The organism is Curtobacterium sp. AC272 (assembly GCF_979258155.1).
This window is the reverse complement of record NZ_OZ409838.1, coordinates 1595579-1620866: the sequence shown is the minus strand read 5'-3', so window position 1 is coordinate 1620866 and position 25288 is coordinate 1595579. Positions and strand designations below refer to the sequence as shown.

22 protein-coding genes, 1 tRNA gene and 3 pseudogenes are annotated in these 25288 nt (G+C 70.4%); 17 read left to right on the top strand and 9 right to left on the bottom strand.

Annotated elements, in window-relative coordinates:
- Nucleotides 1-15: 15 nt before the first annotated feature.
- The 8 genes and pseudogenes from serS to ACZZ0J_RS08185 all read left to right on the top strand — a co-directional run bounded on the left by serS (nt 16) and on the right by ACZZ0J_RS08185 (nt 7771).
- Nucleotides 16-1278 carry a serine--tRNA ligase gene (serS, locus tag ACZZ0J_RS08220; protein WP_463436191.1) on the top strand — a complete coding sequence of 421 codons (1263 nt, stop codon included), beginning with the start codon at nt 16-18 and terminating at the stop codon, nt 1276-1278.
- The gene (locus tag ACZZ0J_RS08215) at nt 1275-2138 is read left to right on the top strand and encodes an HAD family hydrolase (RefSeq protein WP_463436190.1); all 864 of its coding nucleotides are present in this window, start codon (nt 1275-1277) and stop codon (nt 2136-2138) included. The genes serS and ACZZ0J_RS08215 overlap by 4 nt, the downstream gene beginning before the upstream one ends.
- A gap of 201 nt (nt 2139-2339) precedes the next feature.
- Complete coding sequence (locus tag ACZZ0J_RS08210) at nt 2340-3716, top strand: DUF7933 domain-containing protein (RefSeq protein WP_463436189.1); 1377 nt, start codon at nt 2340-2342, stop codon at nt 3714-3716.
- A complete protein-coding gene (locus ACZZ0J_RS08205) occupies nt 3611-4432 on the top strand; it encodes a DUF7507 domain-containing protein (RefSeq protein ID WP_463436188.1) in 822 nt (273 codons plus the stop codon). Before ACZZ0J_RS08210 ends, ACZZ0J_RS08205 begins: the two co-directional genes overlap by 106 nt.
- On the top strand, nt 4429-6453 hold the full coding sequence (locus tag ACZZ0J_RS08200) for a DUF7507 domain-containing protein (protein ID WP_463436187.1): 2025 nt from the start codon (nt 4429-4431) through the stop codon (nt 6451-6453). The genes ACZZ0J_RS08205 and ACZZ0J_RS08200 overlap by 4 nt, the downstream gene beginning before the upstream one ends.
- A gap of 129 nt (nt 6454-6582) precedes the next feature.
- Nucleotides 6583-6670, top strand: a tRNA-Ser gene (locus ACZZ0J_RS08195).
- Nucleotides 6670-7095 (top strand): annotated as a pseudogene (locus ACZZ0J_RS08190) (GNAT family N-acetyltransferase); the annotation flags it as partial. The gene ACZZ0J_RS08195 and the pseudogene ACZZ0J_RS08190, both read left to right, overlap by 1 nt.
- Before the next feature lie 112 nt (nt 7096-7207).
- Entirely contained in the window at nt 7208-7771 is a 564-nt protein-coding gene (locus ACZZ0J_RS08185; protein ID WP_463436186.1) for a GrpB family protein, read from the top strand.
- A 66-nt stretch (nt 7772-7837) separates the two neighbouring features.
- On the opposite strand, the gene ACZZ0J_RS08180 is transcribed toward ACZZ0J_RS08185, so the two are convergent.
- A complete protein-coding gene (locus ACZZ0J_RS08180; RefSeq protein ID WP_463436185.1) occupies nt 7838-8011 on the bottom strand; it encodes a hypothetical protein in 174 nt (57 codons plus the stop codon).
- Nucleotides 8008-8532, bottom strand: a complete 525-nt coding sequence (locus tag ACZZ0J_RS08175; protein ID WP_463436184.1) for an SDR family NAD(P)-dependent oxidoreductase — start codon at nt 8530-8532, stop codon at nt 8008-8010. The genes ACZZ0J_RS08180 and ACZZ0J_RS08175 overlap by 4 nt, the downstream gene beginning before the upstream one ends.
- A gap of 85 nt (nt 8533-8617) precedes the next feature.
- Between ACZZ0J_RS08175 and ACZZ0J_RS08170 the strand changes: the two are divergent.
- A pseudogene (locus ACZZ0J_RS08170) lies at nt 8618-9072 on the top strand (winged helix-turn-helix transcriptional regulator).
- Between the two features lie 57 nt (nt 9073-9129).
- Here the strand turns inward: ACZZ0J_RS08170 and ACZZ0J_RS08165 are convergent.
- Together ACZZ0J_RS08165 and ACZZ0J_RS08160 are read right to left on the bottom strand one after the other, a co-directional pair.
- Complete coding sequence (locus ACZZ0J_RS08165) at nt 9130-9897, bottom strand: LacI family DNA-binding transcriptional regulator (protein WP_463438158.1); 768 nt, start codon at nt 9895-9897, stop codon at nt 9130-9132.
- 319 nt (nt 9898-10216) lie between these two features.
- Nucleotides 10217-11449, bottom strand: a complete 1233-nt coding sequence (locus ACZZ0J_RS08160) for a Gfo/Idh/MocA family protein (RefSeq protein WP_404561865.1) — start codon at nt 11447-11449, stop codon at nt 10217-10219.
- 230 nt (nt 11450-11679) lie between these two features.
- Between ACZZ0J_RS08160 and ACZZ0J_RS08155 the strand changes: the two genes are divergently transcribed.
- The 4 genes from ACZZ0J_RS08155 to ACZZ0J_RS08140 all read left to right on the top strand — a co-directional run bounded on the left by ACZZ0J_RS08155 (nt 11680) and on the right by ACZZ0J_RS08140 (nt 15714).
- Nucleotides 11680-12627, top strand: coding sequence for a carbohydrate ABC transporter permease (locus ACZZ0J_RS08155; RefSeq protein ID WP_123292300.1), 948 nt, complete (start codon nt 11680-11682; stop codon nt 12625-12627).
- 15 nt (nt 12628-12642) lie between these two features.
- Nucleotides 12643-13584 (top strand): carbohydrate ABC transporter permease, encoded by a 942-nt coding sequence (locus ACZZ0J_RS08150; protein WP_123291849.1) that lies wholly within the window; start codon nt 12643-12645, stop codon nt 13582-13584.
- Nucleotides 13585-13611: 27 nt separating this feature from the next.
- Nucleotides 13612-14985: an ABC transporter substrate-binding protein gene (locus ACZZ0J_RS08145; RefSeq protein WP_463436183.1), complete on the top strand. Its 1374-nt coding sequence runs from the start codon at nt 13612-13614 to the stop codon at nt 14983-14985.
- A 96-nt stretch (nt 14986-15081) separates the two neighbouring features.
- Complete coding sequence (locus tag ACZZ0J_RS08140; protein WP_463436182.1) at nt 15082-15714, top strand: ScbR family autoregulator-binding transcription factor; 633 nt, start codon at nt 15082-15084, stop codon at nt 15712-15714.
- Here the strand turns inward: ACZZ0J_RS08140 and ACZZ0J_RS08135 are convergent.
- Entirely contained in the window at nt 15677-16105 is a 429-nt protein-coding gene (locus ACZZ0J_RS08135; RefSeq protein WP_463436181.1) for a BLUF domain-containing protein, read from the bottom strand. The genes ACZZ0J_RS08140 and ACZZ0J_RS08135 overlap by 38 nt on opposite strands.
- A gap of 12 nt (nt 16106-16117) precedes the next feature.
- On the bottom strand, nt 16118-17263 hold the full coding sequence (locus tag ACZZ0J_RS08130; protein WP_123291852.1) for an AI-2E family transporter: 1146 nt from the start codon (nt 17261-17263) through the stop codon (nt 16118-16120).
- 137 nt (nt 17264-17400) lie between these two features.
- Here ACZZ0J_RS08130 and ACZZ0J_RS08125 point away from each other — a divergent pair, with 137 nt between their 5' ends.
- Nucleotides 17401-18042, top strand: coding sequence for a hypothetical protein (locus ACZZ0J_RS08125; RefSeq protein ID WP_463436180.1), 642 nt, complete (start codon nt 17401-17403; stop codon nt 18040-18042).
- Here ACZZ0J_RS08125 and ACZZ0J_RS08120 read toward each other — a convergent pair.
- A complete protein-coding gene (locus ACZZ0J_RS08120) occupies nt 17971-19272 on the bottom strand; it encodes an MFS transporter (protein WP_463436179.1) in 1302 nt (433 codons plus the stop codon). The genes ACZZ0J_RS08125 and ACZZ0J_RS08120 overlap by 72 nt on opposite strands.
- Before the next feature lie 90 nt (nt 19273-19362).
- On the opposite strand from ACZZ0J_RS08120, the gene ACZZ0J_RS08115 reads away from it, so the two are divergent.
- From ACZZ0J_RS08115 to ACZZ0J_RS08105, 3 genes and pseudogenes are all read left to right on the top strand, one after another.
- Complete coding sequence (locus ACZZ0J_RS08115) at nt 19363-20085, top strand: MSMEG_4193 family putative phosphomutase (protein ID WP_123338602.1); 723 nt, start codon at nt 19363-19365, stop codon at nt 20083-20085.
- Between the two features lie 33 nt (nt 20086-20118).
- On the top strand, nt 20119-20646 hold the full coding sequence (locus ACZZ0J_RS08110; protein ID WP_463436178.1) for a DUF3090 domain-containing protein: 528 nt from the start codon (nt 20119-20121) through the stop codon (nt 20644-20646).
- Nucleotides 20643-21400, top strand: a pseudogene (locus tag ACZZ0J_RS08105) (SCO1664 family protein). Before ACZZ0J_RS08110 ends, ACZZ0J_RS08105 begins: the two are co-directional and overlap by 4 nt.
- A 364-nt stretch (nt 21401-21764) precedes the next feature.
- Here ACZZ0J_RS08105 and ACZZ0J_RS08100 read toward each other — a convergent pair.
- A complete protein-coding gene (locus tag ACZZ0J_RS08100) occupies nt 21765-23783 on the bottom strand; it encodes a vWA domain-containing protein (protein WP_463436177.1) in 2019 nt (672 codons plus the stop codon).
- Nucleotides 23776-25161, bottom strand: a complete 1386-nt coding sequence (locus tag ACZZ0J_RS08095; protein ID WP_463436176.1) for a MoxR family ATPase — start codon at nt 25159-25161, stop codon at nt 23776-23778. Before ACZZ0J_RS08095 ends, ACZZ0J_RS08100 begins: the two co-directional genes overlap by 8 nt.
- Nucleotides 25162-25288 lie beyond the last annotated feature (127 nt).

The window sequence follows — 25288 nt, the reverse complement described above, 5'->3', positions numbered from 1 at the left end:
CTCTAGGATGGAGCGGTGATCGATCCCCAGCTGCTTCGTGACAACCCGGACGTCATCAAGGCCTCGCAGGAGTCCCGCCGCGCATCCGTCGCCGTGGTCGACGAGGCCGTCGCCGCCGACGCCGCCCGACGCAGCGCGATCACCGCGTTCGAGTCGCTCCGCGCCGAGCAGAACGCCTTCGGCAAGACCGTCGCCAAGGCCCCGAAGGACGAGAAGGCCGCGCTCGTGCAGCAGGCCCAGGCGCTCTCGGCCCAGGTGAAGGAAGCCCAGGCGACCGTCACCGCGGCCGAGGAGACCTTCAACTCCGTCGTACGCGCCATCCCGAACGTCGTCCTGCCCGGCGTCCCCGCCGGTGGCGAAGAGGACTTCGTCACCCTCCGCACCGTCGGCACGAAGCCCGAGTTCGACTTCGAGCCGAAGGACCACGCCGACCTCGGCGAGCACCTCGGCATCATCGACATCCCGCGCGGCGTGAAGGTCTCCGGCTCGCGCTTCTACTTCCTGCGCGGCCTCGGCGCCCGGCTCGAGATCGCGCTCATGTCGCTCGGCCTCGACCGCGCCATCGCGGCCGGGTTCGAACCGCTCATCACCCCGACGCTCGTCCGCCCCGAGACGATGGCGGGCACCGGCTTCCTCGGCGAGCACGCGGCCGAGGTCTACCGGCTCGAGGCCGACGACCTGTACCTGACCGGCACGAGCGAGGTCGCCCTCGCCGGCTTCCACGCCGACGAGATCCTCGACATCGAGAACACCGTGCACCGCTACGCCGGTTGGTCGACCTGCTACCGGCGCGAAGCCGGCTCGGCGGGCAAGGACAACCGCGGCATCCTGCGCGTGCACCAGTTCAACAAGCTCGAGATGTTCGCCTACGTCCACCCGGACCAGGCCGAGGCCGAGCACGAGAAGCTGGTGTCGTACCAGGAGCAGATGCTGCAGGACCTCGGGCTGCACTACCGCGTGATCGACGTCGCCGCGGGTGACCTCGGCACGAGCGCGGCGAAGAAGTACGACATCGAGGCCTGGGTCCCGACGCAGGGCACGTTCCGCGAGCTCACCTCGACGTCGAACTGCACGACGTTCCAGGCCCGTCGCCTCGACATCCGGTACCGCACCGAGAGCGGCAAGACCGCCCCGGTCGCCACCCTGAACGGCACCCTCGCGACCACCCGCTGGATCGTCGCGATCCTCGAGACGCACCAGCAGGCCGACGGCTCCGTCGTCGTGCCGGAGGTGCTGCGCCCCTACCTCGGTGGCGTCGAGGTGATCGAGCCCCGATGAGCGCGCAGGGGCGGTTCGTGGACGGCGCGGCGCAGGGCGCGGGTGCCGGCGCTCCCGCCCGCACGAAGCGGTGGCTGGTCGCCCTCGACATCGACGGCACCACCATGCGCGAGGACGGCGTCATCACCGAGGCCGTGGTCGCCGCCGTGCGCGATGCCGAGGCCGCCGGGCACGAGGTGATGCTGTCGACCGGCCGCAGCGAGGGCATGACGGTGCCGCTGCTCGAGACCCTCGGCATCGAGCCGAAGTACCTCGTCTGCGCCAACGGTGCGCTGACCCTGGCCCGTCGTCCGGGCGGGTCCTACGAGCGTGTCCACGTCGAGCACTTCGACCCGAGCGACGTCCTGCAGACCATCCGTGGCGCCCTGGAGAACGCGGCCTTCGGGGTCGAGGACGAGACCGGCCACTTCCGGTTGTCCGAGAACTTCCCCGCCGACACCATGACCAACGCCGGCGAGCTGGTGCCGTTCGAGCAGCTGCTCACGGTCGAGGCCACCCGCGTGGTCGTGATCTCGCCGGAGCACGGGCTCGAGGAGTTCCTGCAGATCGTCGAGGACATGGGCCTGCACAAGGTCTCGTACACGGTCGGGTGGACCGCGTGGCTCGACATCGCACCAGAGGGCGTGACGAAGGCCACCGCGATGGAACGCGTGCGCGAGTGGCTCGACATCCCGCGGTCGCGCGTCTTCGCCGCGGGCGACGGCCGCAACGACATCGACATGCTCCGGTGGGCCTCGACCTCCGGTCGTGGCGTCGTGATGGGCCAGGCGCCCGACGACGTCGTGGACGCCGGCAACGAACTCACCGGTGGCGTGTCCGACGACGGCCTGGCAGCAGCGCTCGACTCCCTGCCGCGCTGACGACGAACGGCCCCGTGCCACGGGGCGGTCGCGCGGTCGTCCTGTGCGGTAGCGCCGCGCCTCCCACGTGCTCTCACGACGACGATGTCAGAACTCGGTGTCTGATGTGTCAGTATTTCAGGCGCGCTCGAGCGTCGGCGGGATTCCTCTCCGACCAGCTCGGACGATCCTGCAATCTGTACCCGTCCGAGAGAGACGACCATGAAACACACTGCTCCGCCCGTCGGCCGTCACAAGAGGACCCTCCTCGCGAGCGGCGCGCTCGGTCTGACCGCTGCGCTGCTCAGCACCGTCGCCGTGTCGGCCGCCGCCGTTCCGGTTGCTGTCGATGGGCAGAACGTCGAGACGGCCCCCGCGGCAGCCGTCGCGTCGTCGTCGGTGACCGCTCGAGAGCCGGAAGAACTCCTCGTCGAGGACTTCGAGAACGGCGGGGGGACCGTCTCCGAGCTCGTGTCGTCCTACGTCGGTGTCGCTGGTGCGACCTACACGGCCGATCCGGCGTGGATCAGCGCCCCCGACTGCAACGGCATCCTGACCAGCTACGACAGCTCGGTCCTCCCCGGATGTTCATCGGCAGCCGGGAACCACTTGCGGAACATGGCCAACGTGCTCGGGCAGATCACCGGGAGTGAACCACGGGCGAACCACATCGTCAGCGCTTACACCAACGCCTCGAACCCGGGAGCGGGGAAGGTCCAGCTCGAGTCCGTGCAGCCGTTCGCTCTCAGTGACACCGGGCGCTTCGTCTCGTTCGGCGTCAGCGCTGCAGCGATGAACTGCACGAGGAACCATCCGCTGTTGGACTTCTCGCTCGTCGACGGAACCGTCGAGCACAAGATCGCGGACACCCTGATCGACCCCTGCTCCGACCCCGGCACGCAGAACTACACGGTCGACGGCTCCGCGGTCACCGGCGGGACGTTCGTCTCGAAGGGCGGGCTGCTGTTCAGCGGCGACTCGCTGCGCTGGGTCATGCGGAACCAGCAGGCGTCGGGTGTCGGCAACGACGGAGCAATCGACCACGTGTCGGTCGTCGACTCGACCCCGACCCTCGTCCAGGAGATCACCGGCACCCTGATCGTCGCGGACACCGCGCGCATGACGTACCGCGTCGTCAACACCACTGAACACGGTGCCAAGGAAGGCTGGTCGTTCGACGCGAACCTCCCCGAGGGGCTGACCGTCGCAGTCGACCCCAGGACGGAGACGACCTGCACGAGTCCCGAGATCACTGCGGCGAGTGGCGCGACCTCGGTGGCCGTGCGTGGCGGGATCGCCGCAGGCGACGCGGACTGCACCGTCTCCGTCGACGTCACGACGACCACCCCGGGTACCTACTCGGTCGCACCGACGAACGTCACCACGACAGTCGGCCTCGACGTCGCGGGCTCCTCGTCGGTCGATTTCGCCGCGGAGCGCAACGCGCTGACCGTCAGCGGCGCCCCCTCATCACGGGCGGCAACGGCGACGGCGTGGCGGACCTCGGCGAACAGATCGCCTTCCGCTACCAGGTCGCCAACGCCGGGAACGTCCCGGTGCACGACGTCAGGCTCGATGACCGCGGCTCCTGTGACGTGAGCGAGCTCGCAGTGGAGGCGAGCACGGAATGCACCACCACGGCACGCGCGGTCACGCAGGACGACGTCGACGCCGGCTCGATCGACCACCAGGTCGACGTCGCCGCCCGGTCCCGTCTCGACGCCGCGGTCTCTGGTTCCGCGACTTCTGCGGTCCCGACGACGGAGCAGTCCGCCGGTTCGGGTCTCACTGTCGCTCCGGTCGTGCAGACGAAGGCCGAGCCGGGGGTCGGCGGCAAGGTGTCGCTCGGCATCTCCGTGTCGAACACCGGCAACGTCACCCTCCAGGGCACCGAGGTCGTCGTCGACGGCGACACCGGGATGACCGTCACGTGTGGCGAGGGTGGCATCACGCCCGGCGACAGCATCGAGTGCGACGTGGCCGGCTCTGCCACCGTCACGCAGGCCGACGTCGACCACGGTTCGATCTCGTTCAGCGCGACTGCGACCTCGCGCGGCCCGAAGGGCCAGACGGTCACCGCAACGGGGACGACGTCGCAAGCCACCGTCTCCCAGGCTCCAGCTGTGCAGGTGGCCTTGGCTGGTGAGCTGTCCGGCACGGGCTCTCCGAGAGCCGGTGACACGGTCTCCTTCGAGGGATCGGTGGAGAACTCGGGCAACGTGACCCTCCACGACTTCATCGTCACCGTGCCGGGCTTCGACATGGCGGTCGAGGCCCCTCGGGCGCGCTCGTCCCGGGCGCGAAGGCCACGGTGACCGTCGCGGACTACGCCCTGACGCAGGCGGACGTCGATTCCGGCACCGTGTCGGTCCCGTTGCACGTCACGGCGACTGGTCCGAAGGAGCAACGAGTCGAGGACGACGCCCGGAGCGCGGTCGAGATCGAGCAGCACACGGCGATGTCCGTGGAGTTCGGCGCGGCGCTCGACGCCTCCGGCACGCCGAAGGCCGGCGACTCCGTGTCTCTTTCGGGCGAACTCACGAACACCGGCAACGTCACGCTCGACGGTCTGGCCGTGTCCATCGTCGACCGGGACGACATCTCGGTCGAGGTACCCGTGGTGCCGATCGCGCCGGGTGCGGTGGTCTCCGCGACGATCGCGTCTGCCACCCTCACCCAGGACGACATCGATGCCGGAGTCGTCTCCTTCAGGATGCGCGGTGGAGCGGTGGGGCCGCAGGGTCAGATCGCGAACGGTGAAGCCGGCACGAGCATCGACCTCGAGCAGGCAGCGGGCGCCGGACTCTCCCTGGCACCGGTCGTGCACGCGGCGGCTGATCCCGGGGTGGACGACGAGATCTCGCTCCGGATCACCGCCTCGAACACCGGGAACACCACGCTGCGCGACACCCGTGTCGAGGTCGCGGGAGCGAGCGGGATGACCGTGGACTGCCCTGCGACGATCGCCCCCGGCAAGTCGGTGGACTGCGAGGTCGACGGCTCGCACACAGTGACCCAGGCGGACGTCGACCGTGGTGCGGTGGCCTTCACCGCCACCGCGACCAGTGCAGCTGCGAACGGTGCAGCGGTCGAGGTCGAGGCGAAGACCACGCAGGCGACGGTCGCGCAGGTGGCTTCTGTCACGGCGGAGTTCTCCGGCCGGCTGTCGGAGAAAGGCGCGCCGAGTGCGGGTGACGAAATCTCGTTCACCGGCTCGGTGGAGAACGTCGGCAACGTCACGCTGCACGAGGTGGCGGTCGACCTGCCCGGGTTCGACCTGGAGGTCGGAGTGCCCTCGAAGCCGCTCGCGCCCGGCAAGAGCATCTCCATCTCGGTCTCCGACTACACGTTGACCCAACGGGACGTTGACTCAGGGGTCGTCACGGTACCGCTGCGCACACGTGCGACCGGCCCGAAGGGCCAGCCGGCATCAGCTGACGAGTCCGCCGATGTCACACTCGAGCGACACCCGCTCGTCGAGTCGGTCCTGTCGGCACATCTGGCTGACACGGACCACGGTGGAGAACCCCGCGCGGGCGATGCAGTCGCGCTCGCGGCGACGCTCCGCAACACCGGGAACGTGACACTCTCGGACGTCACCGCCGACATCGGACGCGGAGTACCCGTGCAGGTGGTGGACGGCACGCTCGCACCCGGTACGGACGTCGTGGTCGAACTGGCGGCCCACGTGCTCACCCAGCAGGACATCGACCGTGGTTCGGTCGGCTTCGACCTGGCAGCTGCAGGCGCCGGACCCACCGGCGAGCAGGTGTCGTCTGCAGACCACCGAGACGTCTCGCTTCAGTCCGCTGCGGGGATCGACCTCGAGGGCGCGTACACATCGTCGGCGTCGACCGAGTCGCTGCGATCCGGCGACGTCGTCACCGGGGAGTTCACGATCGCGAACACCGGCAACCGGACGGTCCACCACGCTGCGGTCGAGCAGCAGCACGGAGCAGCAGCGTCGTGCGAGAGCTCGGAGCTGATGCCCGGTCAGGTCGTCTCGTGCGAGACCGAGTACACGGTGACCGATTCGGACGCGGCTGCAGGCAGCGTGACCTTCTCCGCGAAGGCGAAGGCGCAGTACACCGTGCCCGAGGGGGCGGATGCCGCTGTGACGACGCGCGCTGCCGTGGAACGGCAGAACGTCTGGGTGTTCTCGAAGCAGATCACTGAGAAGTTCGCTGCCTCGTCGGCTCCGCAGGAGCTCGCCTTCACCGGTACGGGCGTCGTGCTCGTCGGGCTCCCCATCGCGATCGTCGTGCTCGTCCTGGGCGCCGTGCTGCTGCTCACGCAGCGTCGTCGCCGTCAGGCAGAGTGCGGCCCCCGGTCCTGACCTTCCGCGAGTCCGCCCGGCACACCCCTGACCCTCCGGTCGGGGGTGTGCCGGGTTCAGGTGCCAGGCCTGACGGCTCGGCTAGACTTCCCGGGACGCGGTCACGTCTCGCCACGTGGTCGCGTCACTGGAGGGTTGTCCGAGCGGCCGATGGAGCCTGTCTTGAAAACAGGTGGGCAGAGATGTCTCGTGGGTTCGAATCCCACACCCTCCGCCATGGACACCCGGTTGCGCCTGCTCCGCGTCGACGACGCGCCGACGCTCGCCGCCGTCATCACCGCGAGCGCCGAGCACCTGCGACCGTGGGAGCCGTCCCGGGCACCGGCGTACTTCACCGAACAGGGCCAGCACGACGTCATCGTGCAGTCGCTCGCTGCGGAGCGCGCCGGCACCGCGGTCCCGTTCGTGATCGAGTCGACCGACGGTGAACTCCTCGGGCGCATCACGCTGAGCGGCATCACCCGCGGGGCCCTGCAGTCCTGCGCGATGGGGTACTGGATCCGTGCCGACCGGCTCCGCCAGGGGCACGCCTCCCGCGCCGTCGCCGCTGCTGCCGCCCACGCGTTCGACGTCCTCCGACTCCACCGGGTGCAGGCCGAGACGCTGCCGGAGAACCTGGGGTCGCAGCGTGCCCTCGAGTCCGCGGGGTTCAAGCGCTACGGGTTCGCGCCGGAGTACATCAAGATCAACGGAGCCTGGCGCGACCACGTCATGTTCCAACTGCTCGCACCCCTCCTGCCACACGGCGCATCCGATGATCGAGGTCGTCGAGTACCAGCCGTCGTGGCCCGAGCGGTTCGCGGTGTTGCGGAACGCGTACGCCGCGGCCCTCGACGCTGCCGGTGCGCCCCACCGCAGCATCGAGCACGTCGGCAGCACCTCGGTACCCGGCCTCGCGGCGAAGCCCGTGATCGACGTCGACATCGTGGTCGATGCCGGCGACGTCGCGGCGGCGGTCGCAGCGATGGCCTCGATCGGCTTCAAGCCACGGGGAGACCTCGGTGTCCCCGACCGGCAGGCCTTCCGGACACCCGAGCGCTTCGCCCCGAGCAACACCTACGTCGCCACCGCCGGATCGCTCTCGTTGCGCAACCACCTCGCCGTCCGCGACGTGCTGTGCGCCGACCCGGCCCTGCGCGACGAGTACGCCGCCGTGAAGCGCCGAGCGGCCGCCGAAGCCGAGGACATCGACGACTACATCGAGCGCAAGAGCGAGGTGCTCAGCCGTGTCCTCGCTGCCGCAGGCCTGTCCGCCGAGGAGCGCGCCGCGATCACCGCCGTCAACCGCGACATCACCGGTCGCGGCGCCGGCGGCTGACGGTCCTGGTTCGCGAACTTCGCGGTTTTCGAACCAGAACCGTCAGCTCGCCGACGAGAACAAGCCTCAGGCCGTCGCGAGCGCCGGGTACAACGCCGTCAGCGGCGCACTGAGTCCGGCGCGGACGTCACGGCTGACCTGGTCCGCCAGCACCTCGTGCTCGCCGGCCTCGACGGCGTCCCAGATGAGCCGGACGATGTCGGCCGGGTCGGACTTCTCGACGTCGAGCCCCGCGGTCATGCCGGTGTCGGTGTAGCCGAGGTGTGCGCCGACGACCTGGGTGCCGTGGGTGCGAGCTCGAGGCGGAGCGAGTTCGTGATCGACCAGAACGCCGCCTTCGACGCCGAGTACGCGCCGGCCAGGGCGACCCAGCTCAGGGCCGAGTGCACGTCGATCAGCGCGCCGCCGCCGATCGCGGGAGCGAAGGCCTTGGCGACACGGAGTGCGCCGAAGACGTTCGTCGCGAAGATGCGCTCGACCTCCGCGACCGAGGTGTCGACGAGCGGGTCGGCGCCGGCGATCCCGGCGTTGTTCACGACGATCGTGGTGTCCGCGGCGGCACGGGCTGCGGCGTCGACGCTCGCCTGGCTCGTGACGTCGAGTGCGAGCGGCACGATGCGCTCGTCGTCCCAGGTGCGCGGGGTGCGGGCGGTCGCGTAGACCTTGGCGGCGCCGCGGTCCAGGGCCTGCTGGACGAACTCGGCGCCGAGGCCGCCGTTCGCTCCGGTGACGAGGACGATGGCGTTGGTGAGGTCGGTCATGAGGGGCTCCAGACGAGAGAAGTTGAGTACGGAAACCGAACCTAGCACGTTGTGTCCGGAAATCGAACCCAGCTAGGATGAGCGCATGCTCGGCATCCTCGGCGGCGACGAGCGCTGCCCCATCGCACGGTCCCTCGACGTCCTCGGCGAGAAGTGGACGCTCATGATCGTGCGCGATGCCCTCGCCGGTTCCACGCGCTTCAGTCAGTTCCAGCAGAGCCTCGGCGTTCCGCGCGAAGTCCTGACCGCGCGACTGGCCTCGCTCGTCGACGGGGAGTGCTCGAGCGCACGACCTACAAGCCGGAGGGCGCGCGGGCGCGCGAGGAGTACGTGCTCACCGACGCCGGCCGCGACCTCTCGCTGGTGCTGCTGGCGCTCGGTGGCTGGGCCGACCGGTACCGGCCGTCCGAGCTGACGTCGGACCTGCGCTTCGTTGACACCGATTCCGGCGAACCGGTCGAAGCGGTCGCGGTGACGCAGGAGTCCCAGCAGCGTGTGCCACTCCAGCGGCTCACCGCCGTCATGGACCCGGCCAACTGACGGACGGGAGGCCCGTGGCGGCCCCGCCCCGCGCCTCCAGGACAGTCCCGTGGTGCGTCAGCGGCGCACGTCGCACCCGCAACTCGCGCCCAGGACCAACTCGGCGGGCACCAGGTCGCGGTGCCACTGGTTGTCCGCGTCGAGCCCGAGCACACGGTCGACGGCGGCGGTGGCCATCGTCTCGATCGGCTGCCGGACCGTCGTGAGCTGGGGGTTCGTGTAGTCCGCCTCGGCACCGCCGTCGAACGACACGATCGCGACGTCGTCCGGTGCGCGCAGCCCGAGTTCCCACAGTGCCCGCAGCACACCGACGGCCTGCATGTCCGAGCTGACGAAGACGGCGCGGGGGCCCGTCCCGTCCGCGAACATGCGGAGGCCGGCCTCGTACCCGCCCCGTCGGGTGAAGTCGCACCGCACGATCGGGCCGTCGGGCAGCCCGGCGTCGCGCAGGGCCCGCATCCAGCCCTGTTCACGGAGCTCCATCGACCCGGCGTGCCCCATGACGAGGCCGATCGACCCGTAGCCGTGCTCGACCAGGTGGCGGGTGCCGTCGTACGCGCCGCGCAGGGCGTCGACGCCGATGCTCGCGTAGTCGGGCACCTCGAAGAAGGTGTTGAGCAGGACGAGTGGGATGCCCGGGTCGGAGACGTTGGACAGGTCCGGGTGGGTCATGATGCTCGTCAGGATGATGCCGTCGACCTGCCGGGCGGACAGACTGCGGAGTCGCTCGCGCTCCTGGGTGCCGTCACCGTCGCTGTTGGCGAGCAGGACGTCGTAGCCGCGGGCGGCCGCGGCGTGGGTGACCTCGACGGCGAGCTCGACCAGAAGGGGTTGTCGAGCTCGGGGACGATGAGGCCGAGCATCTTCGACGACCCGGTCCGCAGGGCCTGGGCGCTGGCGTTCGGGCGGTAGCCGAGGACCCGGATGGCGTCACGGACCCGGGCGGCGGTGGCCGCCGCGACGGGGCGGGGGCCGTCGTGCACGACGTAGCTGACGACGGAGGTGCTCACGCCGGCGTACCGGGCGACGTCGGCGCGGGTGACCGCCCTCGGGGTCGTCGGGACGCTCACGGGTGCCACCTTCGTCGGCTCGGAAGTCGCGTTCGGGTGCCGGCCCGTGTGGACCGACACCCGAACACCACTTGCTATTCGCTGGCGATACTAGACGAGGGCACCGCCGAGGTCGTCTCCGGGGCGTCCCCGAAGTCCGGCACCTCGAGGCGTGCGCCGCCCTGCAGCGCGGACTGGTGGGCGATGATGCCGGGCAGCGTGAAGCGCGCGGCGGTCCAGGCGTTCACCGGCGGCAGGGTCCGGTCGACGACGGCGCGGACGAAGTCGTCGGCCAGGAACTGGTGGCTGCCCTCGTGCCCGGTCGGCACGCCGGCGTACTCGGCGGGCAGGCGGTCGGTGTCGTGCACCTCGGCGTACCCGGACACGAACGCGTCGCGCAGCGAGGGGTCGACGCCGGCGAGACGCGGGTCGTCGAGGTCCATCGTCGCCTGCGTGTTGATCTTGTCGCTGATGTCGTGCGAGTCCTCCTTGTCCTGCCAGACGCTGACCTTCGCGAGCTGCTCGAAGCTGGCCTCGGTGCCGAAGTAGCGGAAGCGCGACTCGCGGATGTGCGACGGGTAGCCGACACGGCGCATCTCGTTGATGCGCATGACGCCGCCGTTGTCGAGCTCGAACAGGGCGGTGGCGTTCGAGAAGTCGTTGTCGAACTGGCTGACGTCCTTGTCGAAGACGCCGTCGCCCCGGTCGTCCTTGACGCCGATGCAGCTGACGCTGACCGCGTGGCCGGGGATGGCGCCGAGGACGCCGCCGACCGAGTGGGTCGGGTACAGCATGGGCGGGTAGCTGGCGGTGCGCTTCCAGTCCTCGCCGCCGCTGAACTGGTACGCGGCGTAGAACCCGAGGTCCATGTCGTGCACGTAGTCGCCCTCGGAGTAGAAGACCCGGCCGAAGGCGCCGTCGGCGACCTGCTTGCGGGCGAACACCGTCGCGGGGTTGTAGTAGCTCGTCTCGCCCATCATGTAGGTGAGCCCGGTCTCGCGGACGGCCTCGATGATGTCGCGGATCTCGTCGACCGAGATCGCCATCGGCACCGCCGAGTAGACGTGCTTGCCGGCGCGGAGCGCCTTGACGACGAGCGGACCGTGCGTCCAGCGCTGCGTGAAGATCGCGACGGCGTCGACGTCCGAGGCGAGCACGGCGTCGAAGTCGGCGAACGTGCCGTCGAGGTGCTGCGACTCGACGAGCTCCGACGCGCGGTCGTCGACGAGGTCGGTCACGAAGACGCGGTCGACGTCCGGGTGGAGCTTGAACAGCTTGGCGAACTGGGGGGCGAACTGGCCCGCGCCGACCATTCCGACAGAGATCATCAGTGACCTTTCCAGGGTGAGGGATGCGTCGCCGGGCAGGTCGCGCCGATGCGATCGAGCGCCATCCTGACACGATTGTCTACACGTGACAACCCCGGATTGAGAACGCGAAAGAGCCTCTTGCCACCCGGTGTCCCCACGTGTAGATTCCCGGCTCACGGACTGCTGCACGTCAGTCCACCGCAGACGAAGGAGTCGCGATGGCCACCGAGAGCCCTGTGTCGTCACCCTTGACGACCGCCAGCACGAGACGGAGGAGTCGGGCAGCCGACCTCCCGCTCGCCAGCACCACCGTCCCACGCCGCCGCCGTCCCCGGAACGACCTGTGGCTCGCACTGCTGTTCATCGCGCCGGCCGCGATCGGCTTCGTGGTGTTCCTCGCCTGGCCGACCGTGCGGGGCATCTACCTGAGCTTCACGTCCTACAACCTGCTCACCGAGCCGGAGTTCACCGGGCTGCAGAACTACGCCCGGCTCGTGCAGGACTCGATCTTCTGGCACTCGATGGTCGTCACGATCGAGTACGTGCTCATCAACATCGTCATCCAGACGGTCGTCGCGCTCTTCATCGCCGTGATGATGCACCGCCTGACGAAGTCGACCTTCGTGCGCGGCATCGTCCTGGCGCCCTACCTGGTGTCGAACGTCGTCGCGGCGCTCGTCTGGCTGTGGATCCTCGACACCCAGCTCGGCATCGGCAACGAGATGCTCGCGGCCCTCGGCCTGGACCGCATCCCGTTCCTGCAGAGCGACGTCTGGGGCATCCCGTCGATCGCACTCATCAACGTGTGGCGGCACGTCGGCTACACGGCGCTCCTGATCTTCGCCGGACTGCAGTCGCTGCCCGAGACCGTCTACGAAGCCGGCCGCATCGACGGTGCGAGCGAGTGGAAGATGTTCTGGCGCATCACGGTGCCGCTGCTCCGCCCGATCCTGTCCCTGGTGCTCATCATCACCGTGATCGGGTCGTTCCAGGTGTTCGACACCGTCGCCGTCACCACGCAGGGCGGCCCCGCGAACGCCACGAACGTCGTGCAGAACTACATCTACAACCTGGCGTTCGGCCGGTTCCAGTTCGGCTACGCGTCCGCGGTCTCGGTCGCGCTCCTCATCGTCCTCAGCATCATCACGATCATCCAGTACCGACTCACCCGCTCGGGTGAGTCGGACCTGGACTGAACGGAGCGCCGAACCATGACCACGACCCTCACCCGTTCCGTCACCACGAAGCGTCCGCCCCGTCCGGGAGCCGGCCACCGTCGCCGTCCGTCGGTCGGCCGCGTCCTCGCCTGGGTCGCGATGATCATCGTCATCGTCGTCACCCTGTTCCCGTTCTACTGGATCCTGCGCACCGCCCTGTCGTCGAACGGTGCGATCAACTCCGACCCCACGTCGCTGCTGCCCGTCGGGTTCAGCCTGGGCGGGTTCGAGCGTGTCCTCGGCCTGCAGTCCACCGAGGAGGCCCTCGCCCAGGGTGGCTCCGGCGCTGCCCTGAACTTCTGGCGGTACCTGCTCAACTCCGTGATCGTGTCGACGCTCGTCACGGTCGGCCAGGTGTTCTTCTCGGCCGCCGCCGCGTACGCCTTCGCCCGACTGCGCTGGCCCGGACGCGACAAGGTCTTCGGGGTGTTCCTCGCTGGCCTGATGGTGCCCGCGATCTTCACACTGCTGCCGAACTTCACGCTCATCAAGCAGCTCGGGCTCGTCGACAACCTGCTCGGCATCGCGTTGCCGACGATGTTCATGACCCCGTTCGCGGTGTTCTTCCTGCGGCAGTTCTTCCTCGGCATCTCGAAGGAGGTCGAGGAGGCCGCGCTCATCGACGGCGCGGGCAAGGTCCGGGTGTTCTTCCGGCTCGTCATCCCGATGGCCGCCGCACCGATCGCGACGCTCGCCGTGCTGACGTACATCACGAGCTGGAACGACTACTTCTGGCCGCTCATGGTGTCGTACACCGACAGCTCGCGGGTGCTCACCGTCGCACTCGGCGTCTTCAAGTCGCAGTCCCCGCAGTCCGGCACCGACTGGGCCGGGCTGATGTCCGCGACCCTCGTGGCGGCGCTCCCGATGATCGTGCTGTTCGGCGTCTTCGCCAAGCGGATCGTCAACTCCATCGGCTTCTCCGGGATCAAGTAGCCCCGGCTCGGACAGGACCACCACACCATGACGAACACCCTCTCCCGCCGCGCACTGTTCGCCGGCGGCGCCTCAGCCCTCGCCCTCGGTGCGCTCGCCGCCTGCTCGTCCCCGAGCCGGGGGACCGCCTCGAAGAGCGGCGCCCGCACCGTGAGCTACTGGCTCTGGGACTCCAACCAGCTGCCCGCCTACCAGCAGGTCGCGAAGGCCTTCCACCGCGAGAACCCCGACATCACGGTGCAGATCACCCAGCTCGGGTGGGCCGACTACTGGACCAAGCTGACGGCCGGGTTCATCGCCGGCACCGCACCGGACGTCTTCACCGACCACCTGACGAAGTTCCTGCAGTTCTCCGACCTCGACGTGCTCTACAAGCTCGACGAGCTCGACGCGACGAAGTCGATCAGCGACGACGACTACCAGTCCGGGCTCGCCGAGCTGTGGAAGGGCCAGGACGGCCACCGCTACGGCTCGCCGAAGGACTGGGACACCATCGGGATGTTCTACGACCGGAAGGCGATGCAGAAGGCCGGCGTCTCGGACGACGAGCTCGCCACGCTCGAGTGGAACCCCGACGACGGCGGCTCGTTCGAACGGATGCTCGCGCACCTGACCATCGACTCCAAGGGTCGGCGGGGTGACGAGCCCGGCTTCGACAAGGAGCACGTCGAGGTCTACGGCATCTCGTCGAACGGGTCCGGTGGCGACGGCTTCGGCCAGACGCAGTGGTCGCCCTTCACCGGGTCGACCGACTGGTTCTACACGAACGAGAACCCGTGGGGCGACAAGTTCCGCTACGACGAGAAGACCGTGCAGGACACCCTCGCCTGGTACTACCGCCTGGCCGACAAGGGCTACATGGCGAAGTACGGCGTCTTCTCGACGACGACCGGTCCGGACGTGCAGCTCGGCGCGGGCAAGTGCGCGCTGTCGTTCAACGGCTCGTGGATGATCGGCACGTACCTGAACATGAAGGACCTCGACATCGCCGTCGCCCCGACGCCGATCGGGCCGACGGGCAAGCGGGCGTCGATGTTCAACGGACTCGGCGACTCGATCACGAAGCAGGCGAAGGACCCGGAGGCCGCGGCGAAGTGGGTCGCGTTCCTCGGCAGCGACACCGCCCAGGAGATCGTCGGCCGTGCGGGCGTGGTGTTCCCGGCCCGTCCCGCCGGTACCGAGGCGGCGGTCGCGTCGTTCCGGAAGCGCGGGCTGGACGTGTCGGCCTTCACCCGGCAGGTCGAGGAGAAGACCACGTTCCTGTTCCCCGTCACCCGCAACCCGGCGGACGTGCAGGCGCTGCTGCAGCCGGCCTTCGACAACGTCTACGCGAACGGCAAGCCGATCTCGACGTTGACCGGCATCAACGAGCAGGTCAACAACCTGCTGGCGCTCACCTGAGCGCGCGGGTCGCCTGACGCGGTCTGACGCGACCACCCTCGGTCTGGAGGCACGGGGCACGCCCGCCCCGCGCCTCCAGGCCGTCAGACTGGTCACGTGGAACGACGTGAGCAGATCCTGGTGGCCGCTGCGGAGGAGTTCGACCGCGTCGGCTTCGCCGCCGCGACGATCGCGGCCATCGCCCGCGGGGCGGGCGTCTCGCAGGGGGCGCTGCACTTCCACTTCCCGACCAAGCTGGCTCTCGCGCTCGGTGTGATCGACGAGCAGAACGTCCGGACCTTCGACGTCGTGAGCCACACCGAGCAGTCACCAGCAGCTGCACTGGTCGGCGCCTCACGAGCCATCGCGGACCTGCTGCGGACCGACCCGATCGTGCGCGCGGGCATCCGGTTGTCACTGGAGCGCGGCGAGTTCCACGCGGCGACGGTCAGCTTCTACGAGCAGTGGATCGGCGGGATCGTCGACGTGTTCCGGCTGGCGATCGCGAGCGGCGAGCTCCGCACCGACCTGACCGCGGAACAGCTCGGTTCCACCGTCGTGCCGTACTTCACAGGCGTGCAACTGGTGTCCGACGTCCGCACCGGACGAGCCGACCTGTTCCCCGCAGTCGCGACGATGTGGCGGGTGGTGCTGACGGCGACGGCGGACCCGGCGCACCGCGACCGGCTGCTCGGCGTCGTCGACGAGGCCTTCAGCGGTTGTGGAGTTCGCGGTCGCGGAACCACTTGAGCAGCCACGCGGCGCTCGTGCGGTCGAACGACCGTGGGAAGTCCGTCTCGCCGGACAGGAACGGACTGAAGCCCGGCTCCGCCTGGACGTCCGCGTCGTCGAGCGAGCGGTAGGCCATCGACCAGCCGTCGAAGCGTCGTCGCTCGATGTCCTCGCGGATGAGCGACTTGACCTCGCCGTGCCGCGGATCACGGCTGATCGCGGCGAACCGGTCGTCGACGCTCCACGCGGGACCCTCGAGCAACTGCATGAAGCGGCCGCCCTTCACGACGAGCAGCCCGGAGACGCCGAGCGCCTCGTTGCGGAGCCGTGAGCCGTCCAGCAGCGTCGCCAGGTCGCCGTCGTCGAAGGGGACGACGGCGCGACTCATGTAGACGATGGAGACGAGCACGGGTCCATGGTGTCAGTCGGCGGGGAGTTCGTGGGCCGTGACGTCCTCGTTGCGCTTCTTGCGCCACGGACGCGCGGGGGTGTTCGGGCCGTCCCAGACCAGGATCGCGCCCCACGCGGCGGCCAGCAGCGGCACCGAGATGATGGCGCCGGTGATGCCCGCCAGGACGGTGCCCGCGGTCAGGCCGATCAGGATGACCAGGCCGTGCAGCTTCAGGGTGCGTCCCATCAGCACCGGCTGGAGCAGGTTGCCCTCGAGCTGGTTCACGAGGATCACGATCCCGACGACGATGAGCGCCTGGACCGGACCGAGTGCGACGAGCGCGACCAGGGCGGCGAGGATGCCGGCTGCCGTCGCACCGACGATCGGGATGAAGGCCGTGATGAACACCACGACGGCCAGGGGGAGTGCCAGCGGGACGCCGACGATCGCGATGCCGACACCGATGCCGATGGCGTCGACGGCCGCGACCGTGGCGGTACCGCGCACGTACCCGCCGAGGGTCGAGACGACGCGGTCGCCCACCCGGCGTGCACGGTCGTAGCGCTCACCGGTGAACGGGCGGAGCAGGAACTCCCAGATGCTCGGGCCGTCCTTGAGGAAGAAGAACAGCACCACGATCATCAGCACGAGGCCGGTCAGGAAGTTCGCGGTGGCCGAGGCGCCGGCCAGGGCGCCCGAGCCGAACTGCGCACTCGTGATGAAGTCGGTGACGGACGCCACGGCGTCGTCGACCTGCTTGTCCGAGATCGAGATCGGCAGGTTCTTCGCGAAGTCCTGCAACTGCTGGAACCCGTCGACGGCCGACTTCTGCAGCTGCGACCACTGGTTCTCGACGGCGACGACGATGAGCCACCCGATGAGCCCGAGCACCGCGAGGACGCCGATGAGCACCGCGAGGGTCGCGAGGACCGACGGCACCTTGTGCTTGCGCAACCAGGACACGATCGGGTGCATGGCCGAGGCGATGATGAGCGCGAGGAGCACCGGGATGGTGACGACGCTCAGCACGCTGCCGGCGTAGACGACGCCGGCGATGACCACGACGACGATGATCACCTGCAGGCACCGCGTCGCGAGGCGGCCCGTCGAGTCGGACCACGCCGCCTGGATCTTCGAGGGGGTGGTCGGCTGGGGGCTGTCGCGGAAGAACGGCATGGGATCGACCGTACCGATCCGCGGGGCGGCGCGCCCGGACTCGCGCTCGGTGCCGCGTTCGTCGGGGTCCTGGCCGTCCTCCGGGTTGCTGCGGTCGACACCGACCTGGCACGCTGGCGTCGGACCGAGGGGGAACGGTGGCGGATCGGAAGCGCGCGGGGCGGCGGACCGGGCTGGGGTGTCTCGGGGCCGCGCTCGTGCCGGTCGGCATCGTGGTCGTCGTCCTCGTCATCGCGGGGGTCGTCGGTGCGGCGACCCGGAACGCCGCTCCGGGCACGACCGAGTCGGGCACGCTGTCGCGCGACTCGGACACCCGAATCGCGGTCACCTACCGCACGACCGCTCGGGCGTCCGAGGCGCAGGCGGAGCGGTGGGGCCGCAGTGTCCTCGGCACGAACGACCCGTCCGAGGGCACTCCGTACGTGGTCGTCGCTGACCTGGAACTGCCCGACGGCGGCCGGGTGACCGAGGACGATCTCCGGGCCTTCACCATCGCGGTCGAGCACGACGACGAACGCAGCGGGTCGAACGTCGTGCCGACGGACGCGGCCGACCCGGTCGACGGCTGTGTCACGACCACCGCGGCGCTCGCCGATGCGCTGTCGGACGGCGGCTCGGTGCGCTCCTGCAGCCTGGTGCGGCTGACGGCGACGCCCGAGGTGGTGAGCGCCGGACAGCTCTACCGGCAGGAGCGCGTGCGCCGGACGTCACACACCCGGGTGTTCCGGGCGCACTGGGAGGTCGGGGACATCGGCGTCTGGTCGGGCCGGGTCGACTGACGCGTCGGCGGTGTGCGCGTCGCGAACGTCTCGGGTGTCTCGGGCATCACGGGCATCGCGGGCGGCGGGGGCGACGACGAAGGCGGCGACGAGCAGCACGAGGGGCACCAGCATCGCGGCCTGCAGCCCGAGGTGCTCGCCGACGAAGCCGAGCAGGGGCGGTCCGACCAGGAACGCGATGTACCCGGCGGTGGCCACGACCGACACCCGGCGGTCCCCGTCGGTCGGGTGGTCACCCGCTGCCGAGATCGCGAGCGGGAACCCGAGGGCGATGCCGAGCCCCCAGACGGCTGCAGCGATCGCCGTGACGACCGGGCTCGGCGAGACCACCACGAGCAGGACCCCGACCCCGCCGACCGCTGCGCAGAGCCGGACGACCGGGCCTCGCCCGAGCCGCGTGACGAGCGGGGTGCCGGCCGACCGACCGATGAGCATGGCGAGCGCGAAGCCGGTGAAGACGAGCGAGCCGACCGCTTCCGGGGCGTCGTGGTCGGTCGTCATCAGGAGCGGGAGCCAGTCGCTGGCGGCGCCCTCGGCGAAGGCCATCGCGAGCGTGATCACCGCGATGAGCGCGAGCTGCACGGTGATGACGGAGCGGCGGGTCGCCGTGGTGACGCGGGACGTGCCGGCGGCGTCTGCGGTCTCGGCTCCCTCCGTCTGCACTCCGGCACGCGGGAGGGGCTGCAGGTTGAGGGCAGCGAACGCCGCGAGTGCCGCCATCACCGCAGCCCCCACGAGCAGGTGCACGACCACCGGTGTCCGGGCAGCCGTCATCGCGATGCCGACGACCCCGCCGACGACGGTCCCCAGGCTGAAGCAGGCGTGCAGCACCGGCACCACCGGGCGGCCGATGCGCCGTTCGACCGCGGCGGCCTCGACGTTCAGCCCGATCTCGGCGACCCCGGACCCGAACCCGATCAGGAAGAGCCCCGCCCAGACACCCGCCTGCACCTGCGCCGGGGCGAGCAGGGCGACCAGGACCATCCCGACCACGGGCAGCGCGCCACCGAGCAGGATCAACGGTCGCGTCCCGAGCCGTCGGACGAGCGCACCGGCACCGAGGATCCCGATCATCGACCCGATCGACAGCCCGAGGAGCACGAGCCCCATCGCCTCGATCGACGCCCCGAGTTCGTCGCGGATGGCGGGCGTCCTGGTCACCCACGTGGCGATGCCGAAGCCGGTCATCGTCGACGTGGCGAACAGGGCCCCTCGAGGGTGCCGGGTCATGTGACCATCTGATCGGTCCACCGACGGCCCGTCAAGGGCGGGAGCGCTCGCCGCCGGTCGTCCCGGTCGGTCCCGCCTAGGATCGGGCACATGGCGACCGTCCTCCTCGTCCGACACGGACGCACCACCGCGAACGCCACGGGCGTGCTCGCCGGACGCACCGCCGGCGTGCGACTCGACGCCGTCGGCCGGAAGCAGGCCGACCGCACCGCGGAGCGCATCGCGGCCGTGCCGGTCGTCGCCGTCGTGTCGAGTCCGCTCGAGCGGTGCCGGCAGACGGCCCGGGCGATCCTGGAGCGCCAGTCGGGCGACCCCGCGTCGGCCATCGAGCGGGCGATCACCGAGGCGGACTACGGCGAGTGGCAGGGGCGGAAGCTCGCCGACCTGGCGAAGGAGCCGCTCTGGCGGACGGTGCAGGCGAACCCGAGCGCCGTGGTGTTCCCCGGCGGTGAGTCCATGCAGACCATGCAGTCGCGGGCGGTGTCGGCCGTCCGGCGCATCGATGCTGAGGTCGAGGCGGAGCACGGGCCCGGAGCGGTCTGGGTCGCGGTGAGCCACGGCGACATCATCAAGTCCGTCCTGGCCGACGCGTTCGGCATGCACCTCGACCTGTTCCAGCGCATCGGCGTCGGGCCGGCGTCGGTGTCGGTCGTGCGGTACGGCGAGCACCGGCCCGAGGTGGTCGCGACGAACACCGAGTCCGGCGATCTCTCGTGGCTCGCGACCGCTCCGGCGCCCAGCGGGGACGCGGCGGTCGGCGGCGGGGCCGGACATCCGGAGGCCCCGTCCGAGGCAGGCCCTGCCAGACCCTGAACGGGCGCAGGCCCGCACTCCTACAATGCGGGTATGCCCTCCATCGTCCACGGCTTCGACTGGCCGGACCGCCTCGTCGTCGGCACCATCGGCCGTCCGGGCGAGCGCGCCTTCTACCTGCAGGCCCGCGCCGGCAAGCGCGTCACGAGCGTCGCCCTCGAGAAGGAGCAGACCGCCGTGCTCGCCGAGAAGATCGACGAGCTGCTGGACGAGGTCGCCACGGTCGAGGCGAACCGCTTCAGCGTGCCGGACACCGCCCCCGTGGAGCTCCGCGACCCGGAACCGCTCGACCAGCCGGTGGAGCCCGAGTTCCGTGCCGGTGCCCTGAGCCTGGGCTTCGACCCGTCGACGGCGCAGGTGGTCATCGAGGCGTACCCGATCGACGACGACGTCGAGATCGTGTCCGAGGAGAGCGAGGACGGCCTCGAGATCGAGGCGGTCGTCGAGATCCCCGAACCCGACGAGCTCTTCCAGGTCAAGATCCCGGTCGGCACCGCACGAGCGTTCGTCGAGCGCACCCGCGAGATCGTCGCCGCTGGCCGTCCGCCCGGCGACGCATGAGCGACGGCTCACTGAGCATCACGGCGCGGATCCGCGAGGCCTCGAACGCGACGTTCCTGGCCGAACTGGACGGTGAGGCGGTCGTCTACAAGCCGATCGAGGGGAGCGCCCGCTCTGGGACTTCCCGGACGGCACGCTCGCCGGCCGCGAGGTCGCCGCGCACCTGGTGTCCGAGGCGTTCGGGTGGGGCATCGTGCCACCGACGTGGCTCGGTGACGGGCCGTTCGGCCCCGGCATGGTGCAGCGCTGGCAGACGATCGACCCCGACCAGGACGCCGTCGACCTGGTCAGTCCGGAGACCGCCGAGGCGGACGGTTCACCGTGGCTGCCCGTGCTCGAGGCGATCGACGAGCACGACCAGCCGGTGACGCTCGTGCACGAAGACTCCGAGGCGTTGCGCCGCATGGCCGTCTTCGACGTCGTCGTGAACAACGCCGACCGCAAGGGCGGCCACGTGCTGGCGATGCCCGACGGACACCGGTTCGGTGTCGACCACGGACTGGCCTTCCACGTCGAGCACAAGCTCCGCACGGTGCTGTGGGGCTGGATCGGCGAGCCGCTCGGGCCGGACGAACTCGAGGGGCTCGACCGGGTGTCGGAAGCGCTCCGCGGTGCCCTGGGCGATGAACTCGCCGAACACCTGACGCCGGAAGAGGTCGACACGGTGCGCGCGCGGTGTGCGGCGCTGCGGGCCGTCGGCATCTTCCCGCCACCGCCGGGGCACGGCCCCGCGGTGCCGTGGCCGTTGTTCTGACGCACCCGTCGTGAGCCGGCGGCCCGGCCCGGCCTGCCGTGGCGACCCCGGCCGGCCGTGGACACCCCCGGTCCGGGACGGTGGGGCCCGTCGGGTCCGGACCCCACCGACCGGTCCGCGTCCGTGATCCGTGGACGCGGAGACCCGTGGCGTCCGGTGGCGTGCGCCGTTGCACTCCGGGACCCCGCGGGAGTCGACCGGTCGAGAACGGATCAGGTGCACTCGGCCGACCGCTTCCGGCACGCCGACGACGTCGGCGCAGGAAGAACGATCACGGCGGCCGGGGTCTGGGGCAACTGTGGTGGCGCTCAGCATACGACTGCGGAACCCCGCGCAACAGTCCCTGTCGGGATCGACTCGGCGGCTAGTCGAACAACGACTGCCCGCCGCGGCGCGACCCCAGGTACGACCCCACGACGGCGACACCGAGGTCGTCGTTCTCCGGAGCGACGACCGAGCCGTCCACCCGCTTCGCCATCGCGTCGATGAACCGTGCCAGTCCCGGGTCGTCCCCGAGGCGGAAGAACGTCGTCCGGGCGCCGAGCCGACCGGCGTTCTCGAGCTCCCGAACGGTCAGTGCGATCGTCACCGGGTCCGGCGGGTAGTCGAACCACACCTGTCCGTTCGGCTCGAGGTGCGACGTCGGCTCCCCGTCGGTGACGATGAGCAGCACGGGTTGGGCGGTCGGGTGCTTCCGGAAGTGCCGGTTGGCGAGGAGCAGCGCGTGGTGCAGGTTCGTGCCCTTGTCCCACATCGCGTCGAGACCCACGAGCTGCTCGATGTCCACGACCTCGGCCTCGCGTCCGAACGCGATCAGTTGGAGGTCGTCGCCGCGGAACCGCGTCGAGACGAGCGTGTGCAGCGCCAGGGCCGTGCGCTTCATCGGCACCCAGCGGTCCTCCATCGCCATCGAGAACGAGGTGTCGACGAGCAGTGCCACGCAGGCCTGTGTGCGGGACTCGGTCTCCTGCACCTCGACGTCGTCGATGGTCAGGCGGACGCCCGGGCCCACCCGCCCGTCGGCCGCGGTCCGGGTCAGCGCGTTCGTGATCGACCGGGTGACGGCCCACGGCTCGGTGTCGCCGTACGCCCACTGCCGGGTCGCGCCCGAGGGTTCGCCGGCCGCACCGGACTGCCGGATGTCGCGGGCACCCTGCCGGCCGGACATCCGCTCGGCGACGTCACGGAGCAGGCTCTTGCCGAGCTGCCGCATGGCCTTCGGGGTGAGCCGGAGCTGCCCGTCCGCTCCGCGGCGCATCGCCCCGGAGTTCCGCAGGGCCTTCTCGAGCTGCTGCAGGGTCCTGGCGTCCACGGCGGCCTCGGCGCCGAGCTGCCGGGTCAGGGCGTCGAGGTCCAGGTCGTCGAGCTCGGAGCCCGGTCCGGACTGGGCGAGTTGGTCGGCGAGGGCGTCGAGGTCGGCGATGTCCTGGAAGACCCCCGTCCCGTCGCCGAGTCCGAGCCCCTGGTCACCCTCCATGCGCTCGGATCCGCCCCAGTCCTCGCCGGGGCGGAGGGACCGCAGGTTGCCGTCGAGCTGGGACAGCTGCCCCATCAGGTCGGGGGAGCCGAAGGCCTGCTGGGCGAGGGCGTCGAGTTCGTCGCGCTGCTCCTCGGTCATCGAGTTCCGCATCCGCTGGGCGGCGGCGGCACGGGCGGCCAGGTCGTCGAGGAGTTCGTCGACGTTCGCGGGATCCGACGGGAAGTACTGCCCGTGCTGCGCCATGAAGTCGTCGAACTGTTGCTGGGTGTCCTCGCCGCGGGCGTGCGCCTCGAGCAGGGCGTTGAGGTCCTGCATCATCGCGCTGACCGCGGCACGGTCTTCGTCCGTGGCGCCCTCGAGCGCCTGCTTCATGCCCGCGAAACGCTGGTCCAGCACCTCGCGACCGAGGAGGTCCTTGATCTCGTCGTACTTCTGCCGGGCCTCGCGGCTCGCCCAGTCGTACCCGCCGAGCTCCTGCACCGCGGCGGCCGGCGACGGGGACAGGCTGTCGAGCTGCATCTCGGCCAGTGCGCGGTCGCCGTCGTCGAGGTCGACGTTGCGGGCGAGTTCGCCGCGTTCGGCACGGAGCGCCTGGTCGAGCAGTTCGCGGACCTGCTGCAGGGTGCCGTCGAGGTTGTTCTTCGCGGTGAGCTCGCGGCGCCGTTCCGCGACCTTGCGTGCGAGGTCGTCGAGTCCGCGCTGCGTCCGGCCGCCACGGCGCAGGAACTCCCGCATGGCACGCTCCGGTGAGGTGCCGGCCATCACGTCCTGCCCGATGGCGTCGAGCGCTTCGGCGAGGTCGGCGGGCGGCGCGAGCGGGTCCGGACCGTCGTGGTACTTCCCGTACAGCGCTGCGGCCCCGTACCGGGTGTCCCGTGTCAGTCGTCGGTTCTGCCTAGCCATAGACGGCTTCGCCCCCGCCGGACTCCTTGCTGATGCGGCGGGCGAGGAAGAGGCCCTCGAGCGCGAGTTCGATCGCACCCGCGCGTTCGCCGTCGTTCGTGGCGCCGAGACGCTCGCAGACCTGGTCGTACAGGTCGGACTCGCCGATCGACGGCAGCCCCTCGAGGAACGCCCGTGCGCCGACCTGTTCGCCCGTCGTCACCATCGTCCCGCCGTCGAGCGCCTCGACGAGCACCCCGAAGTCGAGCCCGCGGAACCGGGCGCGCACCGTCTCGGCCGTGGCGGTCCGCAGCAGGTGCTCGAGGACCTCGTCCGCGCGGTCCTCTTCGCCGTTCTCGAACTCGATCTTGCCGCCGAGCACGTCGACCGCCGTCTCGAGGTCGATCGGTCGCGCGACGGCCTCCGGCTCACCCTGGCGTGCTGCACGGTGCACGGCCGCCGCGGCGACCGTCTCGGCGCCGGCTATCGCGAACCGGGCGCTGACACCGCTGCGCTGGTCGACCGCGCTCGACCCGCGCAGGGCACGGGTGAAGCGGGCGAGGATCTCGACGATCGCGTCCGGCACCTCGGCGGTGAGCTGCGCCTCCTGCCGGATGACCGCGATCTCGTCCTCGAGTTCGATCGGGTAGTGGGTCCGGATCTCCGCGCCGAAGCGGTCCTTCAGCGGCGTGATGATCCGGCCGCGGTTCGTGTAGTCCTCCGGGTTCGCGCTGGCCACCACGAGCACGTCGAGGGGGAGTCGGAGCACGTAGCCACGGATCTGGACGTCGCGTTCCTCCATCACGTTGAGCATCGCCACCTGGATGCGTTCGGCCAGGTCCGGCAGCTCGTTGATCGCGACGATGCCGCGGTGGCCCCGGGGGACGAGTCCGAAGTGGATGGTCTCCGGGTCGCCCAGGCTGCGCCCTTCGGCGACCTTCATCGGGTCGACGTCGCCGATCAGGTCGGCCACGCTGGTGTCCGGCGTCGCGAGCTTCTCGACGTAGCGGTCGTCGCGGTGCCGCCACGAGATCGGCAGGGCGTCGCCGAGGTCGTCGGACCGGCGGGCGCTCGCGGTGGTGATGGGCTCGTAGGGGTGCTCGCCGAGCTCGGAGCCGGTGATCACCGGGGTCCACTCGTCGAGCAGGCCCTGCAGGGTGCGGAGCAGGCGGGTCTTGCCCTGGCCGCGCTCACCGAGCAGGACGACGTCGTGTCCGGCGATCAGGGCACGTTCGAGTTGCGGGATCACGGTCGTCTCGAACCCGTGCAGGCCGGGCCAGGGGTCGTCTCCCGCGCGCAGCGCGGTGAGCAGGTTGTCGCGGATCTCGGCGCGGACCGTCTTCTGGACGTGGCCAGAAGTGCGGAGCTCGCCGACCGTGCGGATGTCGGGTCGGGTCACGTTCTGGACGTTACGCCGTTGCGGACGGGAGGCGCGGTGCCAGCTGGCACCGCGCCTCCCGTCCGCTTGTGGGTTTCCATAGCAACCGCAATGATTGAGACTCCGGCATCGGAGCCGGATTCGATAG